Source organism: Roseiflexus castenholzii DSM 13941 (genome assembly GCF_000017805.1).
Classification (GTDB): Bacteria; Chloroflexota; Chloroflexia; order Chloroflexales; family Roseiflexaceae; genus Roseiflexus; species Roseiflexus castenholzii.
The window spans coordinates 2947209-2964177 of sequence record NC_009767.1 but is presented as its reverse complement, the minus strand read 5'-3'; the positions used below and the strand labels follow the sequence as shown (position 1 = coordinate 2964177).

Annotated in this window: 12 protein-coding genes and 2 riboswitches; of the genes, 8 read left to right on the top strand and 4 right to left on the bottom strand. The window is 62.2% G+C overall.

Going from position 1 to position 16969, the window contains the following annotated elements; genetic code table 11:
* The first annotated feature begins 20 nt into the window (after window positions 1-20).
* Window positions 21-875, top strand: a complete 855-nt coding sequence (locus RCAS_RS11840; protein WP_012120803.1) for a sugar phosphate isomerase/epimerase family protein — start codon at window positions 21-23, stop codon at window positions 873-875.
* 161 nt (window positions 876-1036) lie between these two features.
* Here RCAS_RS11840 and RCAS_RS11835 read toward each other — a convergent pair whose 3' ends face one another.
* Window positions 1037-1981, bottom strand: a complete 945-nt coding sequence (locus RCAS_RS11835; RefSeq protein ID WP_012120802.1) for a DUF4349 domain-containing protein — start codon at window positions 1979-1981, stop codon at window positions 1037-1039.
* A 390-nt stretch (window positions 1982-2371) separates the two neighbouring features.
* Between RCAS_RS11835 and RCAS_RS11830 the strand changes: the two genes are divergently transcribed.
* The 4 genes from RCAS_RS11830 (at window position 2372) to recR (ending at window position 6544) form a co-directional block, all read left to right on the top strand.
* A complete protein-coding gene (locus RCAS_RS11830; protein ID WP_012120801.1) occupies window positions 2372-3331 on the top strand; it encodes a Uma2 family endonuclease in 960 nt (319 codons plus the stop codon).
* 136 nt (window positions 3332-3467) lie between these two features.
* Window positions 3468-5402 carry a DNA polymerase III subunit gamma/tau gene (gene dnaX / locus RCAS_RS11825; protein WP_012120800.1) on the top strand — a complete coding sequence of 645 codons (1935 nt, stop codon included), beginning with the start codon at window positions 3468-3470 and terminating at the stop codon, window positions 5400-5402.
* Between the two features lie 15 nt (window positions 5403-5417).
* The gene (locus RCAS_RS11820) at window positions 5418-5720 is read left to right on the top strand and encodes a YbaB/EbfC family nucleoid-associated protein (RefSeq protein ID WP_012120799.1); all 303 of its coding nucleotides are present in this window, start codon (window positions 5418-5420) and stop codon (window positions 5718-5720) included.
* Between the two features lie 206 nt (window positions 5721-5926).
* A complete protein-coding gene (gene recR / locus RCAS_RS11815; protein WP_012120798.1) occupies window positions 5927-6544 on the top strand; it encodes a recombination mediator RecR in 618 nt (205 codons plus the stop codon).
* Window positions 6545-6700: 156 nt separating this feature from the next.
* Here the strand turns inward: recR and RCAS_RS11810 are convergent, their stop codons facing one another.
* From RCAS_RS11810 to RCAS_RS11800, 3 genes are all read right to left on the bottom strand, one after another.
* Window positions 6701-7864 (bottom strand): DUF3048 domain-containing protein, encoded by a 1164-nt coding sequence (locus tag RCAS_RS11810; protein ID WP_041330678.1) that lies wholly within the window; start codon window positions 7862-7864, stop codon window positions 6701-6703.
* A 218-nt stretch (window positions 7865-8082) separates the two neighbouring features.
* Window positions 8083-9225 carry a tRNA-queuosine alpha-mannosyltransferase domain-containing protein gene (locus RCAS_RS11805; RefSeq protein ID WP_012120796.1) on the bottom strand — a complete coding sequence of 381 codons (1143 nt, stop codon included), beginning with the start codon at window positions 9223-9225 and terminating at the stop codon, window positions 8083-8085.
* 56 nt (window positions 9226-9281) lie between these two features.
* Complete coding sequence (locus RCAS_RS11800; RefSeq protein ID WP_012120795.1) at window positions 9282-11597, bottom strand: serine/threonine protein kinase; 2316 nt, start codon at window positions 11595-11597, stop codon at window positions 9282-9284.
* A 242-nt stretch (window positions 11598-11839) separates the two neighbouring features.
* Here RCAS_RS11800 and RCAS_RS11795 point away from each other — a divergent pair, with 242 nt between their 5' ends.
* The 3 genes from RCAS_RS11795 (at window position 11840) to gcvT (ending at window position 16957) form a co-directional block, all read left to right on the top strand.
* Window positions 11840-14806 (top strand): HEAT repeat domain-containing protein, encoded by a 2967-nt coding sequence (locus tag RCAS_RS11795; protein WP_012120794.1) that lies wholly within the window; start codon window positions 11840-11842, stop codon window positions 14804-14806.
* Window positions 14769-15560: a response regulator gene (locus tag RCAS_RS23335; RefSeq protein WP_012120793.1), complete on the top strand. Its 792-nt coding sequence runs from the start codon at window positions 14769-14771 to the stop codon at window positions 15558-15560. The genes RCAS_RS11795 and RCAS_RS23335 overlap by 38 nt, the downstream gene beginning before the upstream one ends.
* 50 nt (window positions 15561-15610) lie before the next feature.
* Window positions 15611-15713: riboswitch (glycine riboswitch) on the top strand.
* A 2-nt stretch (window positions 15714-15715) separates the two neighbouring features.
* A riboswitch (glycine riboswitch) is annotated at window positions 15716-15793 on the top strand.
* 51 nt (window positions 15794-15844) lie between these two features.
* Window positions 15845-16957, top strand: coding sequence for a glycine cleavage system aminomethyltransferase GcvT (gene gcvT, locus RCAS_RS11785; RefSeq protein WP_012120792.1), 1113 nt, complete (start codon window positions 15845-15847; stop codon window positions 16955-16957).
* The last annotated feature ends 12 nt before the right edge of the window (window positions 16958-16969 follow it).

Genomic DNA, 16969 nt, shown 5'->3' with positions numbered 1-16969 from the left:
GAAGAGAAGGAGACTGACACGTGCGTTTTGCCTACTTCACTGCCGGCATGCCGGAATTGACCCCCGACGAGGCGGTTTCGGCGTTGCGCGATGCGGGCTACGACGGGATCGAATGGCGGGTGACCGATCAGACGCCATCGGCGGATGGCCGCCCCGGATTCTGGACAGGAAACCGATGCACATGGCCAATGGCAACCTTCGTCGTCGATGCTCCGCGCATTCGCGCACTGACCGAGGGCGCAGGGCTGGCGATGCCGAATGTAGGAACATATGTGACCTGCAATGATCTCCCGGCGGTGGAGCAGGCATTGCAGGGCGCGGCTGCGCTCGGCGCCCCCTGCGCCCGGATCAACGTTCCGCGGTACGACGGCGTCTCTCCCTATCTCTCATTGCGTGACCGCAGCCGGGCGCAGTACCGTGAGGTGGCGGCGATGGCGCGGCAGTATGGTGTGCGGGCGCTGATCGAAATCCATATGGGGAACATCACACCAAGCGCCAGCGCAGCGGCAGCATTCCTGGACGGGTTCGATCCCGGCGAGGTTGGCGCGATCCACGATGCGGGCAATATGGTCTACGAAGGATACGAGCAGTATCGGCTGGGGCTGGAGGCGCTGGGACCCTACCTGGCGCACGTGCACATCAAGAACGCGCGGTGGGAACGCACCGGCGCCCGTGACGACGGCAGCGTCGAATGGCGCGCCACATTTGCGCCATTGCGCAAAGGAGTCGCCGACATTGCAGCGCTCATCCGGGCGCTCAAGGCGGTCGGGTACGATGGTTGGCTTTCGTTCGAGGATTTCTCTACCGAGCGACCGCTCGCTGAACGGATTGTCGACAACCTGGCGTATGTCAAAAACCTGTTGGGGCGGCTCTGAGACCCGCCCCCACGGTTGTTGATGGATGGCATGGATGGAAGGGGCGGGTCACAGCCCCGCCCCCACGGTTGATGGATGGGGCAGGTCTCAGACCTGCCCCCACGGTTGATGGATGGGGCAGGTCTCAGACCTGCCCCCACGGTTGATGGATGGGGCAGGTCTCAGACCTGCCCCTCCTTCATTCCCTCCGGCGGCGCCATGGGCGCTGCGGGAGGCATCGCAGGCGGGGCTGGTTCCTGCGGCTTCTTCCGGCTCTGCATCATCTTGCGCCGGATCCAGCGCAGGAACAGCACAATCGGCAACCAGACCGGCGACCAGATGGCCAGCCTGATCATCAGATCCACCAATCCCTGACCGAACTCGATCAGACCGCGCAACGACTCACGCGCCACCCGAATCGGCTGCCAGGCGTCTTCTTCGATAATTGCCGGCGGCGGCGGCACCGGGCGCAACTCAGCGGTGATCGTGGACATTGCCGCACTCTGCTTCAGATAGTGCATCCGCCCTTTAATCTGTTCGATCTGCCCCTGAACATCGGTCAGTGCCTGATTAACCTGGAGCGCATCCTCAACCTTCTCGGCGCGCGCCAGCAGATCGAGCAGGCGATCGCGCGTCGCTTCCATGTTGCGCAGCCGCGACTCAAGATCGACATACTCTTCGGTCACGTCATCGCCGCTGACACTGCGGCTGAGCACTTTCTTCGCCAGACCTTCCACGCCGCTCAGCGCCTCTTCGAAGCGCGCCGCCGGCACACGAAAGACTATCGTTGATTGCATGGAGTCGCCGGAGCCGTAGGTTTGCACACTGACGACAAAGCCGCCAAGTTGCTCCGCCTTCTGGCGAATGGCCGCTTCGGCGTCGGCAACGCTGACAACCTCCATCGTCAGCGAGGCATTCTTGATAACCAGACGTTCGGACACCGGCGGCAGCTGCTGATCCGGCGCTGCACCGCTGCCGCGCTCCAGTGCTGGCGCCGCTGGCGCCATGGTCGGAATCGCCGCCAATTCGGGTTGAGCCGGCGAACCTGCCGGCACTGACGCAACGCTACACGAAACCAACATTACTGCTGAAACGATAACGATGATGAGGAGTCTGATGGAAGCCATTGTGATGTTCTCCTGTGTGTGATCGATGCCGTGACGAGAGAGTGGTGTTCGGTGGTGCGAGCGGCCGCTCTTTTGCCCATCGTCATGAGTAGAAACGCGCGATGGTGGAAAGTTGTTCCAGGATCGGAAGAGCATGTTGAGCAGGGTAGCGGTGTGCGCTTCGGCGTGGTGCGATAACCATCCTGCTGATATAATGTTTGCTGAACGCACATGCATGCCTGCGACGAGGAGTAATCGATGGATTGCACTCTATGACGCCTGCCCCAGGTACGTTTCACCGGTAGACGATTTGCCCTGGCGAGTTGACGAACCAGGCGCGTCGTAACACCGCTCCAGACGAAAGAAGTCTGGGATATTGCTCCTTTGCCTCAACCATCAGGAGTTGCACCAATGACCCATACGACTATCCACCCCCCGCGTCCATCCGAACCGCCACCATCCGATGACCCGTTCCGCTATGGGTGGCGCTTTGTGCTACGTCCGACCCCCGACGATCCCCATCACCTTGAACAGGTTCCGCTTACGCTGGAAGATGTCCTGCACCCTGAAACGGGAGATTTCATCGTGCACAGCGATCGCCACGAGACCGACCGGATGTACCTCACTGCTGTGCTGCGCGCGCGCCTTGAGGGGGCGGGAGCGGCCATTGTCCTGAGCGATGTGCGTATCGCCTGGGATATTCCCGACTTGCGCCCGCACGGACCGGACGTGATGGTGATACCGGGCATCGTGGAACGCCAAAACTGGAGCACATTCGATGTAGCGGTTGAAGGCGCGCGTCCGGCGCTGATCATCGAAATCACCTCGCCGGAAACGCGCGAGAACGACCTGGAGCGCAAGGTAGAGCACTATGCGCGAGCAGGAGTAGCGCAGTATGTGATTGTGGACGACACAGGTCGCGGTCGGGAGCGACATCTGCGCCTGCTCGACTATCGGTTGGAGGCGGGGGCATATCGGTTGCACCCGCCAGACGCGGCAGGGCGAGTGCATCTGGTGATTGCCAACCTGTGGCTGGGTATCGAGCGGGATCACGTCGTCTGCTACAACGAGCGCGGCGTTGCGTTCGGCGACTATGCAACGGTGGTGCGGCAGGCAACTGAAGCCGAAGAACGCGCGCAGCGAGAAGCCGTAGCGCGCGAGGCCGAAGCGCAGGCGCGACGCGAAGCCGAGAAACGTGCGCAGCGAGAAGCCGTAGCGCGCGAGGCCGAAGCACAGGCGCGGCTTGCAGCCGAGGAACGCGCGCAGCGAGAAGCCGTAGCGCGCGAGGCCGAAGCACAGGCGCGGCTTGCAGCCGAGGAACGGCTGCGCGCTCTGGAAGAAGAATTGCGCCGCCTGCGCAACAATGCGTAGCGAGCAAACGCGCGGTATCGTGGCACCGATGCCACAAACGGATGCATGCCTGCATCCACCACATGTCACAGGGGTTTGCCCCACCGTACCGTCTCAGGTATAATGCCGTGGAGATCACGAGACGGAGCATACCGGCATGACGGTCCAGGCGCTCTACCGGCGCTACCGGTCCCAGACGTTCGATGAACTGATTGGACAGGAGCACGTCGTTCGCACCCTGCGCAACGCCATTGCGGAAGGGCGGGTTGCGCACGCCTATCTCTTCACCGGCCCGCGTGGCGTCGGCAAAACTACTGTGGCGCGCCTGCTGGCGAAGGCGGTCAACTGCACCGCACCGCCAGCGGAACGACCCTGCGGCGTGTGCGAGTCGTGCCGTTCGATTGCGGAAGGGCGCGCGGTCGATGTAATCGAAATGGACGCCGCTTCACACACCAGCGTCGAAGATGCGCGCGAGATCATCGAACGGGTGCAGTTTCGCCCGGCAGTCGCACGCACGAAGGTCTATATCATCGACGAAGTGCACATGCTTTCGACAGCCGCGTTCAACGCGCTCCTGAAAACGCTCGAAGAGCCGCCGCCGCATGCGCTCTTCATCCTGGCAACCACCGAGGTGCACAAAGTTCCGGCAACGATCCTGTCACGCTGCCAACGGTTCGTCTTCAATCGTCACACGGTTGCGTCGATTGCGGCACATCTGCGCATGATCGCCACGCAAGAAGGGGTGACGCTCGAACCGGGCGCTGCCGAAGCGATTGCACGCGCTGCAACCGGAAGCATGCGCGATGCATTGAGTGTGCTCGATCAGTTGATGGCATACGGCGGCGGGACGGTCTCGCTCGAACAGGTGCGCAATCTGTTGGGCGCCAGCGAAATGCAGGAAGTGACTACGCTGGTGGACGCCCTGATCGCTGCCGATCTGCCTGGCGCGTTGCGCGTAGTTGCCGATGTCGCCGCCGCAGGCGCCGATCTGCGCCAGTTCACTCGTGATCTGGTCGAACGATTGCGTGCGCTCATGCTGATCTGCGCCGGCGCCGACCGTTCGCTGCTCGATGTTGCTGAAGAAGAAGCCGCGCAGATCGAACGCCAGGCACGCACTGTCAGTCTTGGCGATCTGATGCGCTGGGTCAAACTGTTCAGCGAACTCGATTATCAGTTACGCATCAGTTCCTATGGGCAACTGCCGCTCGAACTGGCGGTGATTGAAGCGGTGATCGCCTCCGCGCCGGCGGCAACCGCTGCCCAAAGCACGGTTCCTGCCACACCGCCGCGTCCGTCGGCGCGCCCGACAACCGCCCCCGCCCGCGATGCTGCGCAACCGCAACGCGCCCCGGCGCAACCGACAACAGCGCCTGCCCACGATAGAACACCGCCGCAGCCCCCACCCGCACGTGCTGCCCCTGCTCACAACGCTGAACCGCCACAACGCGATCTGGCGCCACCAGCCACCGTACCCGTCCGCGACGACATGCCGCCTGTTCCAACAATACGCCGTGCGGGTGCAACCGGCACAGCGGCAGCATCTCCCGTCGATGCTGCACGCGAAGCGCCAGGTGACGCACCGCAGGCATCAGCGCGCCAACCGGACTCGACCGGTGATCCGTTCATCCGCCATCAAGAGCAGACCCGCCGGGCATCGAACCCCGGTATATCGACGGAGTCCGGCGAGGGTGTGGCGGCCGCTAATGCCGATGCCGTCGCTCTCGAACGAATCGAGGGCATCTGGTCCGCCGTCGTGCGTGATGTGCGCGTCCACAACAAAACGCTTCAGGCGCTGCTCAACAGTGGCGCGCGCCCTGTCGATGTCAAGGACAACATACTCGTTCTGGAAGTGCCCAGCGAGTGGTTGATGAACCAGATCGAAAAACCTGCAATGCGCCAGATTGTCGAAGAGGTGCTGAGTAAGCACATGGGCGCGCGATTCGCCATTCGCTGCGCGGTCGAGACGCAGCGACGCGAGAATCCAGGCGCGCTGCGCGAGCAGATCCGCGCCTCGCGTAAGGATCCACTCGTGCGCGCTGCTCTCAATATTTTCGACGCCGACATTATCGCAGTGGAAGACCCAAATGACTGAAGGAGGAACATCGGCATGAACCCGCGACAGCTTGAGCAGATGGCTCGCCAGATGCAGAAGGAGATGATGCGCATCCAGGAAGAACTGGCGAATGCCACTGTCGAAGGAACAGCAGGCAGCTACATCACGGTGACGATGAACGGTCACCGCGAAATTAAGTCGATCAAGATCGCCCCCGAAGTGGTCGATCCCGACGACATCGAAACCTTGCAGGACCTGATCGTTGCTGCCATAACCGACGCCAGCAAAAAGGCGCAGGAATTGGCGGAACAGCGGCTTGGTCCCCTGGCCGGCGGGATGAAATTGCCGGGATTCTGAAAGGGCAGGTCTCAGACCTGCCAACCGAACGGGCAGGTCTCAGACCTGCCAACCGAACGGGCAGGTCTCAGACCTGCCAACCGAACGGGCAGGTCTCAGACCTGCCAACCGAACGGGCAGGTCTCAGACCTGCCAACCGAACGGGCAGGTCTCAGACCTGCCAACCGAACGGGCAGGTCTCAGACCTGCCCCAACAGTTTGCTGGCATGCACCAACCACACGACCTTCAGATTTTGCCCACACCGGTCATTCGCCTGATCGAGGAATTGAGTCGATTGCCCGGCGTGGGACCCAAAACAGCGTCGCGCCTGACCTTCTTTCTGCTCCGCGCGCCGGACGAATTGCCGCGCGCGCTTGCGAACGCGCTCATCGGACTGAAGCAACAGGTTCAGCTTTGCTCGCGCTGCTATTTCATCACCCAGAACGATCTCTGCGCCATTTGCGCCAACCCTGCCCGCGATCAGCGCATCGTCTGTGTGGTGGAGGAGCCGCTCGATGTAGTCGCTATCGAGCGCACCGGCGTCTATCGTGGGTTGTACCACGTATTGCACGGGCGCATTGCGCCGCTGGAAGGAATGAATCGCGAGGACATCTACTTCGACGAATTGCTCGACCGGGTGCGCGCCGAGCCGATTGATGAGGTCATTATTGCCACCAACCCGAATCTGGAAGGGGAAGCGACTGCCTTTCACCTCCAGCGGGCGCTGGCGCCGCTCGGCGCGCGGGTCACCCGCCTGGCGCGCGGGTTGCCAACCGGCGGCGACCTGGAGTGGGCAGACCCCGGAACTCTTGGGTCGGCGCTCGAAGGCCGCCGCGAAATGTAATACCAATGACCTGTGACCATCCGGCATGGTCACCCCGAGCAGCGCACGGGGTCTGGCGCGACCCGATCAGATTCCTCGCTGAGTTTACCCTAAGCGAAGCGAAGGGCTCGGAATGACCCGCATGCGGCATCTTCAATCGTCATTGGTATAACCCGCTTACGAAACGGTCAGGTTTTCGAGCGATGGGAGCGCCACAATCCAGATCTGACCGGGGTTGAACGCAATCTCATTGCCTGAAGCGTCCAGGAACAACAGGCGATCATCAGGCGAGTCTTTACGCCACGTCACTTCGCGTTCGATGCCATCCAGAAACACGCGCGCCCGTCCACTGCCGATCACCTTCTGCTCGATCCGCCCCTTGTCATCACCGGGAATAGGCGCTTCTGGCACTTCCATCACCACCACATTCTTCACCCGCAGTTGCTGCCCGGTCACTGCATCGATAGCCGGGCGTCCCCGACGCAAGCGCAAATAACTGTTCGTCGTCGGGTCGTAGGTCCATCCCGCAGGATCTTCACGATAGATGAAAAAATACTCAATCCGCCGGGAAGGAGGGCGCACATCGAGCGGCGCATCAGTTTTGAACAGAAAGCCAATATTCGGGTCGGCAAACGGCTCTGGCGCAAGACTGCGCAACGCGCGTTCGAGTGTGGCGCTGTCGGTGTACAGATTGTGCGGAGCGGCGCGCTGACTGACGCGGGTAAAGTAGACGCTCCTGTCACGGAACAGTGCATCAACATCGACCAGACTTGCCGTGTTCTGCAACAATTCGAGCGCCTGCGGCGCGCCGCCGGCATGGACGTAGAGACCGCGAAACTCCATTGCCCACTGCACAAAATAGAGCCGCGCACTGCGCACCGGTCCAATCGAGGTCGCCTCCGGCGTAATCCCTGGCGCATAGATCGCCATGAAGCGGGTCAATCCGAATTCCGCCAGCGCCTCGAAAACAACAGCCGCTTTGTCGAGACCAGCTTGCGGGTACGCATTCGGATGATTATCGATCATCACCACAATCGGGCGTTGCTGGAGCGCACCTCGCGCCAGCGCTGGCGCACCTGTGAGCGGGTCGCTCGTCACAACCGTTGGCGCGACGGTGGGGGCAATGGTCGGAACCGCCGTCGGGGCAGGGGTTGGCGGCGTATCAGTCGGCGCCGTGGTCGGCACTGCTGTCGGCGGCGCCTCTGTCGGCGCCGTTGTTGGCGCCGTGGTCGGCGCTGCCGCTGGCGACCCGGACGGCGCCGCAGCAGGATTGGACGCGCCACATGCACTGATGGTCAGAACAAGACCAAGCAGTATGCATGCGCGGTGCGCATGAGCCATCGCAAATCTGTTTCGGAATGTCATCGAATATCCCCGGAATGCTGGCGTCGGTAGAATGTTCAAACGATCGATCTCAACCGGCGTTATACCAATTCCCTGTGACCATCCGGTATGGTCACCCCGAGCAGAGCGAGGGGTCTTGCGCGACCCGCTCAGATTCCTCGCTGAGTTTACCCTGAGCGAAGCGAAGGGCTCGGAATGACCAGAATGCGGCATCTTCAATCGCCATTGGCATTAGCCATTGTACCATAGCCTCGCCCCGCGACAACATCGGCAAACGCAGCATCATAGCGCGTCGCCATCTGCGACCAATCGTATCGTGCCGCAATCGAGCGGAAGTCGATTTCCCTCAACGACGGCAAGGCTACAATCGTCTGACTCAATCGATCGGCCAGCTGGGCGTCATCATCGTAGAGACAGAACGGATGAAGGTGGACAGGAATCAGTTCCGGGTAACTCAAGCGGCGCGGCAGGAGCGGCACACACCCACAGAAGATCGCTTCGATCACAGCAATACCGAAGAATTCCTGAATAGCGGCGCTCACCACAATATCAGCCTGGTAAAGCAACCGGCGATAGGTCTCAAGATCGGGAACATACCCCCATGCCAGCGCGCGAGCGGCAAACTCCTCACGCGCCGCCGCAAACGTCGGGTGCTGCGGATCGATGTGCTCGCCGATCACGATGAGACGGAAATCGATCTGGCGCTGTCGCAGCACCCTCAGCGCCGCAAAGAATGTCTCAGGACCCTTATCGTACTCCCAGCGACTGTTCCAGAGCAGAATCGGCGGTTCTCCGGCAGAGGCGCGCGCGGGAGGCGACGACAGTTCGAGGCGCGCAAGATCGATGCCGGGTGGCAACACATAGGACCGCGCCATAAGGGGGTCGATCAGGTCAAGTTCCTGGTGATCGTGATATCGTCCTGGCAACCCCGGCAACGCCGCAAAGAACGAGTCGCGGTGAAACGCTGAGTTGAAGAAGATCGCATCGGCGACCAGCGCGGAGGTGTAGTTGATCCAGGGGTATGCCAGGTCGCGCGTGCGACCCGGCGGTAGCGGGTAGGTCAACTGATTTTCGTGCATATAGAGCGCGACAGCGGTTCCTCCCAGAAGATCGCGCGTCAACCCCAGGAACGTCGCCAGGTCGAGCATATCGGTGGCGACGATCAGATCAACAGGAGGCATGGCACGGCGGCGCACCTCACGCGCAAAGGTGATCGCCGCGCCACGCATGCGCCAGCGCCATCCGCCGGCCGGTGAAAGGGTCAGCAGCGTGACGTGATGCTGGCTATGGCGCGCAAACCCCTGCGAAACGACAGCCTGCGAACCGCCATGAAACGCATCGAGCCAGAGAATGTGCATAGGGAAAGGGATCGGCTGCGGGATCAACCGTGATCCGCAGCCATGTTGTCAAGCGCCTATTTCCGTGCGCTCCATGTGGCATTGGCGCACGGCACGCCATCGAGTTGCGCAGAGAGCGACCCGTTTGCCAGCGACTCCGACACAAACGTCCCACTGACGCTGATGGTATGATTCGGATTGCCGCCAGTAATCGGATTGAAGACCACACCACTCACAGCGAAGGCGTTACCATTGATGCGGATGCCATTCGGAAAGTTCGGATAGGTCTCGAATGGACACGATGGCCCATCAACCGACACACGGTAGACGGCGCCGTTGCGCACCTCGATCTCGAAGCGCCCGGGTGGATAGTTGCCCGTCGTCGTCGTGCCGGCGTTGGTGCCGCGCCAGATGCCATCATATGGATTGGGTTCCGGTGTTGGCGTCGGCGGCTCAGGTGTCGGTGTCGGAACATCCGTTGGCACCACCAAGTCCTGGCGCGCGGTGAAATCAACGTAAAATATCTCGCCTGGCTGACCGCTCAGGCGCACCCGCACCTGATGACCGGACTGCTCCGCCGGAGTGGTTGGCTTATTGTTGACGGCATACACAGCAATGCCCCACTCGCCTTCGCCAAGCCCACAGATGCGGTAGTTGCCGGTATCGTAGAAATGCTTCGCCGGAATCGTTCTACCGCGATTGTCCACCTGCACATAGAAACTCTGGAACAGACTGCCGTTCGCCTGAACGACGCGCCCTTGGATGCACGATCCTCCTTCGCTATTCGCCGGATCGATCGTGCCGCGTCGCGCAGCGCCGCGGAACAGATCGCCGCTGCCGCCAATGCCGATCACGACGCCGGTCGGACCGGCGGGTGCGGTTGTGAGACCGGACGGAACAGGCGTTGGCGTCTGCGTCGGCACGTTCGGATCGGGCGTATTCGTCGGGCGGGGCGTATTTGTCGGGCGGGGCGTATTCGTCGGACGGGGCGTATCGGTCGGCGCCGGGGTATCGGTCGGCGCGGGCGTATCAGTCGGAGGCAGCGCAGTCGGCGAGGGTTGGAGCGCGATAGCCGTTTGCGTATTGGCGCTATCGACCTGATTGACAATCGCGCGCGCAGTTGCGACTTCCGCCGTGCGCCGTTCGGCTTCCGCCGTTTGCAGCACGACAGCAGTTTGCAAGAGTTGCTCGTTGTCCAATGGCGCAGCAGTTGGCAGCAGTGTCATTGTCGGCACATTGGTGGACTCAGCCGCCACAGCACCGCCAGGCGTCGTTTGTGCAGGCGGCTGAGGCGCTCTACCGCCGCCGAAGGCGAAGAAGCCGCCAATCACCGCCAGCGCCAGAACCACGACGCCGATCAGGGGCCACAACCATCCAGGACGGGCAGCCGATGCCGGCGGCGCGGAAGCGATCTTCTTTTGCGTCGTACTGGTCACCACCTGCGGCGCCGAACCGACTGACATAGCCCCAGCGTCAACATACGCCGCTTGTTGGTGCGAAGTATCGGCAAGGCGCACCACCGTTGGCGACGCTTCATCGAGCAACACTGTTGCGGCAGCGCCGCCGCGCGCTGCATCACGCAGCGCTGCGCGCATCGCCGTTGCCGACTGGTATCGCTGGTCGGGGCGCTGCGCCATTGCACGCATCAGGACGGCTGCAATCGCGGGGTTAACAGCAGGATTCTGCTGATTGGCAGGAACGAGCGGATCCGGCTCCCCATTGATGACGGCAGCCGCGCGGGTAAGCGCATCTGGAGGCGGAGCGCCGGTCAGCAGATGATAGAGCGTTGCTCCGAGCGAGTAGAGATCGCTGCGTGGATCGGTGCCCGTGCCCTTAATCTGCTCGAGTGGCGCGTAGTGCGGTGTGTAGCCAAAGACGCTGGCTGTGGACGCCGAGCGGGTCATTGCAGCGGCAGCGCCCTTCGCCAGACCGAAATCGAGCAGAATGATCTCATTGCGGTCGGTGAGTTTCAGATTTTGCGGCTTAATGTCGCGGTGGATGATCGGTGGCGTGTAACCGTGAAGATATTCCAGCGCATCGAGCAGTGTATCCGCCCAACGCAGGCTATCGGCAACCGGAAACGGACCTTCACGTTTGCTCAAAAGCGAACCGAGATCGTCGCCGGGGATAAACTCCATGACCAGGAACTGACCATCATCCTCGACAAAGTGATCGCTGACTTTGGGCAACGCCGCGTGGCGCAACCCGGCGAGCAACTGCGCTTCACGCTCGAACGCCCGTCGCGGCGCATCGCCGGAAACCAGCGTCTGCTTCAGAGCGACAATCGCGTGCAAGCGCAGGTCCATCGCCTTGTACACTGCACCCATGCCACCGCGGCCAATCGGCTCGATGATCTGGTACCGTCCTTGAAGAATCTGGTTGGGTGAAAGCATAGCGAACACCTCTTCTGGCATGCGCCGATGCAGCAATGGCAAGCGCAGATGCGCGACGATCGCTCGCCAACAGTTCAAAGTATAGCATGGTGTGCGTACCAATCAATGTCCAGATTGATGACATTCCCGTTAAGGGATTGCCCACGTTGGCCCGTGAACGGAATGTAATGTTCGAATGCTTCTCGTAAAAGGTCAAACAGCGTATAACCAGAGTGGTGAAGCAGCAGTCTCCGGTGTTTTCTATGGTCGCAATCAATCCGCTGCGCTGGTTGAAACGGCGTCGTACGCCACCAGTAGCCCCTGCGCCAGCACACGAAGATACGCTTGCCGTCATGGTGCGCGACATCGTTCGAACGAATCGTCTGGCGCTGCTGGATGATCTGTCGGCGGCGGATCGCACGACTGTGGCGGTTCGGCTGGCAGTGCGCGCTGATGACCCACGCGCACTGATCCGATTCTTGTGGCGCCGCGCCGCCGTTACGCCAGAGTATCTGCTCACCCTCGTCGCATGCCTGAAGGCAATCGATGATGCCAGCGCATTCTGGGTCATCCGCACAACCACGGCGCTGGCAGAAGGGCGCGCCGGCGATCGCACCGCCAGTTCGGTCCTTCAGGCGCTCCTCGATTGCCTGCCGATGCTCGATGCAGCGCTCGACCAGATAGTGCAGCGCCAGCGTTCACCTCTTCGCCTGTTGCGCCGCCTCTTCGAGGCGCTGACCCCGGAACTGGCATTGCCACGATTGATGCGGCTGGCATTCGATGAGGCGACGCCGACCGCTCTGGCATGGGCTGCTGCCGACCGGCTGGCGGAATGTCTCTCTGGCACAGCGACGATTCTTGATCCCCCCACGACCCCTGCGGCGCATGCGCGTTGGCTCTACGTCGATGCGCTGATGGGCGCAGCCGGGATACAGACGCAGGACGCTGCGGCGCTTCCGTCGTTTGCGGCGACCACCGCCGGCGCCGCGCGGTGTGAACGCCTGGGATGCGCGTTGCTGGCAAATACAAATCTTTCGCCAGCGATTCGGCTTGCCGCCGTTGACCTGCTGCTCCAGCAGGCGACACCTCCCTGGACAGTGATCGTTGGTGCCTGCGCCGATGAGCAAGAGACCGTGCGGCGCGGGGCGCTGGCGCGAATCGGATCATCTTCGGCGCGGGAAGCGATGGCCATGCTGGTTCGCCTGGCGCTCCGCAGCGATATGCCGATTGATGTGCGTCTGATGGCAGTGATACGTCTCAGCGCCGAGACACAGTGGGATGTGGCGCCCGTCCTGCAACGGTGCGCACGCGACGCTTCGCTGCCGCTGGCAGGACGCCTGCGCGCGGCGGCGGCGCTGGGACGACGTTCCGCCAATCTGCCACGCTTGCTGGCATTGATGCGTGACCCACAGGCGCACCTCGAGGTGCGCGCCGCCGCCGCGCGCGCAGCAGCGTTTCCTTCGGCAGCGCCTTATCTTGTCCGCCTGGCGCTTGACCCGGCCACGCCAGCGCCGGTTGTGACTGCGCTCTGGAACGCACTGGCGACTCCGGCATGCCGCGCCACGCTCCCTGGCATGCGCTCGGCGCTCGTCCGTCTGCTCGACGCTGCACGCGCCGATGTGGCATTGACACTGGCACTCATCAGGGTTGCAGGCGCTGTCGGCGGTGATGAAGCAATCGCTGCACTGACGTCGCTGGCAGGCAGCGGTGCGATAACACGGCTGCGGAGCGCCGTTCCGCCCGATCTCCTCGATCTGCCGGTCGAAGCATGCCTGGAATACCCCCTTCTACCGCCGCCGATGCGGACACGCCTGCTGACCGCGCTGGCAACTGCGCCGACTCCGGCGGAACAACCGACAACACTGGCGCAGTTTCTGGCGCGTGAGGCGGATCTGGTGCGCTGCGCTGCAATCGAAGCCCTCACCCTGAGCAACAATGCCAGGGCGCGCGCGGCAATCCTGATCGCGCTGCGCCATGCCCCGTCTCCTGGAGTGGCGACCGCGCTGGCTGAAGCGCTCGATCTGCTCGGCAGCCTCCAGGATATGCTTCAGGTCGTCGTGGATCCCGAACTCGACGCGACGCTACGCTGGCACGTCGCCGATCGGTTGGCGCAGCGCGTGGATGGACCAACACTGATCCGCGAGGCATGGGTGCGATCTGACCTCGATGCGTTTGGACGCGAACTGATCATTGATGCGCTGGTGCGCCACGATGCAAAGGCGTCGGCGCCATTTTTCATGCGGCTGGCAAACGACCCTGGAGAGTCGCTGATATTCCGTGAACGCGCATTGATGGCGCTCGATGGAGTAACCGACGCATCGCTCGAAGACCCGCTGGTACGCCTGGTCAACGATGTGGATCTCGATCCCGGGTTGCGCGGTCGGGCGGCGGCAAGTCTGCCGGCGCCGCTCAGCCCGGCAATATGCAGTACGCTGCGCGATCTCGCGCGAACCGACGCGCCGGCGCCATTGCTCATTGGCGTGCTTCAGGCGCTTGGTCGTGCGCGAGACGCGGCTGCACTACCGATTCTGGTGCGTTATAGCCTCGATCACCGCGCGGCAATCGCTCAGACAGCGGTCGAGGCGCTTGCCGCGAACGGCGACAACTCCATCAGCCCATTGCTGGTGCGTGTGGCGCTGAGTCCTCAGGCGAATGCGGCGGTGAAACTGGTCGCTCTTGAATCACTGGTGCGGCTTGGTGAACCGGATGCCGGGCGCCTGTTACGTCCATATTTGCGAAACTATCCGATCATCTTTCAAATGCGCGCGTTCCGTTTGCTGGCGAACGCCGGACAGGTCAGCAATGAAGCAGAACGACTGGTGCGTGACCGGCTCTGCCCGACGCCGCTGCGCCTGTGCGCGCTCGAATACCTGCCGTGCAGTGCATCTGCCGGTGCGCTGCTCGCAGCCTTGCTGCGCGATGCTGGCGAGAATCCTGTGGTGCGCGCCGCTGCTGCCGCGCGACTGCCTGCGCGCGATTATGGCGCGGCGTTAACCGAGGCGGCGCTCGATACAACCACGCCGATAATCGTGCGCACCGCGTGTCTTGCCGGTCTTGGCGCCAGCGGTGATGCCGACGCATTGCTGGCGCTCTCCGCCCTTGCCGAACGCGATTGCGACCCCGTTGCGCGTGAACGGGCACGGCTCGAACTCTGGTCTCTGGCGATGCAATCGTTGAGCGATAGAGCACCTGATGAATATCATGAGCGCCACTATTATGGTCGTCGATGACGACCCTGCGATCAGCACCCTGATCAGTCACCAGCTTCGCAGCCTTGGGTATCGCACGGTCTGCCTGCGTGACGGACTTCAAGCGCTCCAGCAGATGGCGATCATTCAACCAGACCTGGTGCTACTGGATGTCATGATGCCGCATATGAGCGGGTGGGACATATGTCGTCAGATTCGCGCCTGTTCCGAGGCGCCGATTATTCTTTTGACTGCCAAAGATGCCGATGCCGATGTGATCAACGGATTGAATGCCGGCGCTGATGACTATGTTACCAAACCATACCGGATTGCGCAGTTGCACGCGCGCATCGAGGCGGCGCTGCGACGGTCGGTGCAACGGACGCGACCACGTCCTGCCGCGCGCGTCGGTTCCGCATCCGACGGCAGCCGTCTGTCTCCGCCAGCGCCATCGGCGCCGCAGACGCTTGAGACTGCGCCAACGAAGCCGCCGGTGACGACACCCCGACTTCGGCTTGGTGCAACGTTGCGCGAGGAGCGACTGCGGCGGGGAGTGTCGCTGTATCAGGCGGAGCAGATCTGCCGTGTGCGCTGGGATTATCTGCAAGCGATCGAGCAGGAGCAGTGGGAGTATGTGCCCCAGGCGCGCCGGCAAGCCGCCATTCGCGCCTATGCCGCGTACCTTGGCGTTCCCTTGCGCTATCCCCAACCGAGGCGAGCATCGCTTGCGTCGGTGGCCGCACCGCTGGTTGCCGTCGCGTTGATGTTGGTGGTTGTCGTTGTTTACTTTCTTTAGGGTCTGCCCAGACATGTGGTATACTGACATACAGAGTTCTATATTGTCGGATGACGGGCGTGGGAGAGCGCCGCGTAAGCGGTCGCCGAAGGAGCAAGCCAGGGAAGCCGGGCCCTGCGCGAATCTCTCAGGCTGAAGGACTGCGCCCCGACGACCCTCTGGAGAGCCCGTCTATTCGGGCGCCGACGGAGAAACCCGTCATGCGGGGCATCTCACAGGTCAGTGGACAGAGGTCAGGCGCGATGTCTGACCCTGTCTTTTTTATTTGACGAGGAGGTCGCCTGATGAGTAATGACGGCGGGTTGCGCCGCACACCGTTGTACGAGCGCCACGTGGCGCTCGGTGCGCGGATGGTGGAGTTCGGCGGTTGGGAGATGCCGGTGCAGTACAGCGGGATCATCGATGAACATCGCGCGGTTCGTGAAGCCGTCGGTTTGTTCGATATCAGTCACATGGGCGAGGTCGAGGTGCGTGGACCGGACGCGCTGCCATTTCTCCAGCATTTGGTGACGTATGATGTCGCTGCGATTCAGCCAGGGGAGGCGAACTATGCGCTGATGTGCCTTCCCAATGGCGGGATCATCGATGATACGTTTATCTACAATCTTGGTGATTATTATCTGATCGTCGTTAATGCCGCCAACACGGCCAAAGATGTCGCCTGGATGCACGAATGCGCGAAGGGGTTTCAGGTCATGGTCGCCGATGCGTCGGACCGCACCGGCATGCTGGCGCTTCAGGGTCCGGCAGCGGAGGGGCTTTTGGCGCAAGTTGCAGGGGCAGACCTTGCAGCATTGCCGTTCCACGGCGTCAGGCGCGGGACTGTGTCGGGCATCCCGGCAATCGTGGCGCGCACCGGCTACACCGGCGAGGACGGGTTTGAACTCTTTGTTGCCGCCGACGATGTCGGGCGCTTGTGGGATGCTCTGCTCAACGCCGGACGCAACGCGGGGTTGAAACCGTGCGGCTTGGGGGCGCGCGACAGTCTGCGCTTCGAGGCGTGTCTGGCGCTCTATGGTCACGAGATTACCGAAGAGACCAATCCATATGAGGCGCGGCTCGGATGGGTGGTCAAACTCGACAAGGGCGATTTCATCGGACGAGACGCCTTGCAGCGCATCAAACAGGAAGGCGTGCGGCGACGTCTCACCGGCTTTGAAATGGTGGGACGCGGTATTGCGCGCAGTGAGTATGAAATCCGCGACCTGGAAGGAATGCCGGTCGGTCGCGTAACGAGCGGTATGCCATCACCGACGCTGGAGAAAAACCTGGGCATGGGGTATGTGCCTGTCACCCTGTCGGCAGAAGGGAGTGAGTTTGATGTCGTGGTGCGCGACCGACCGGTGCGCGCGCGGGTTGTGAAAATGCCGTTCTACCGTCCACGCTACAAGAAGTGATATACGTCTGGC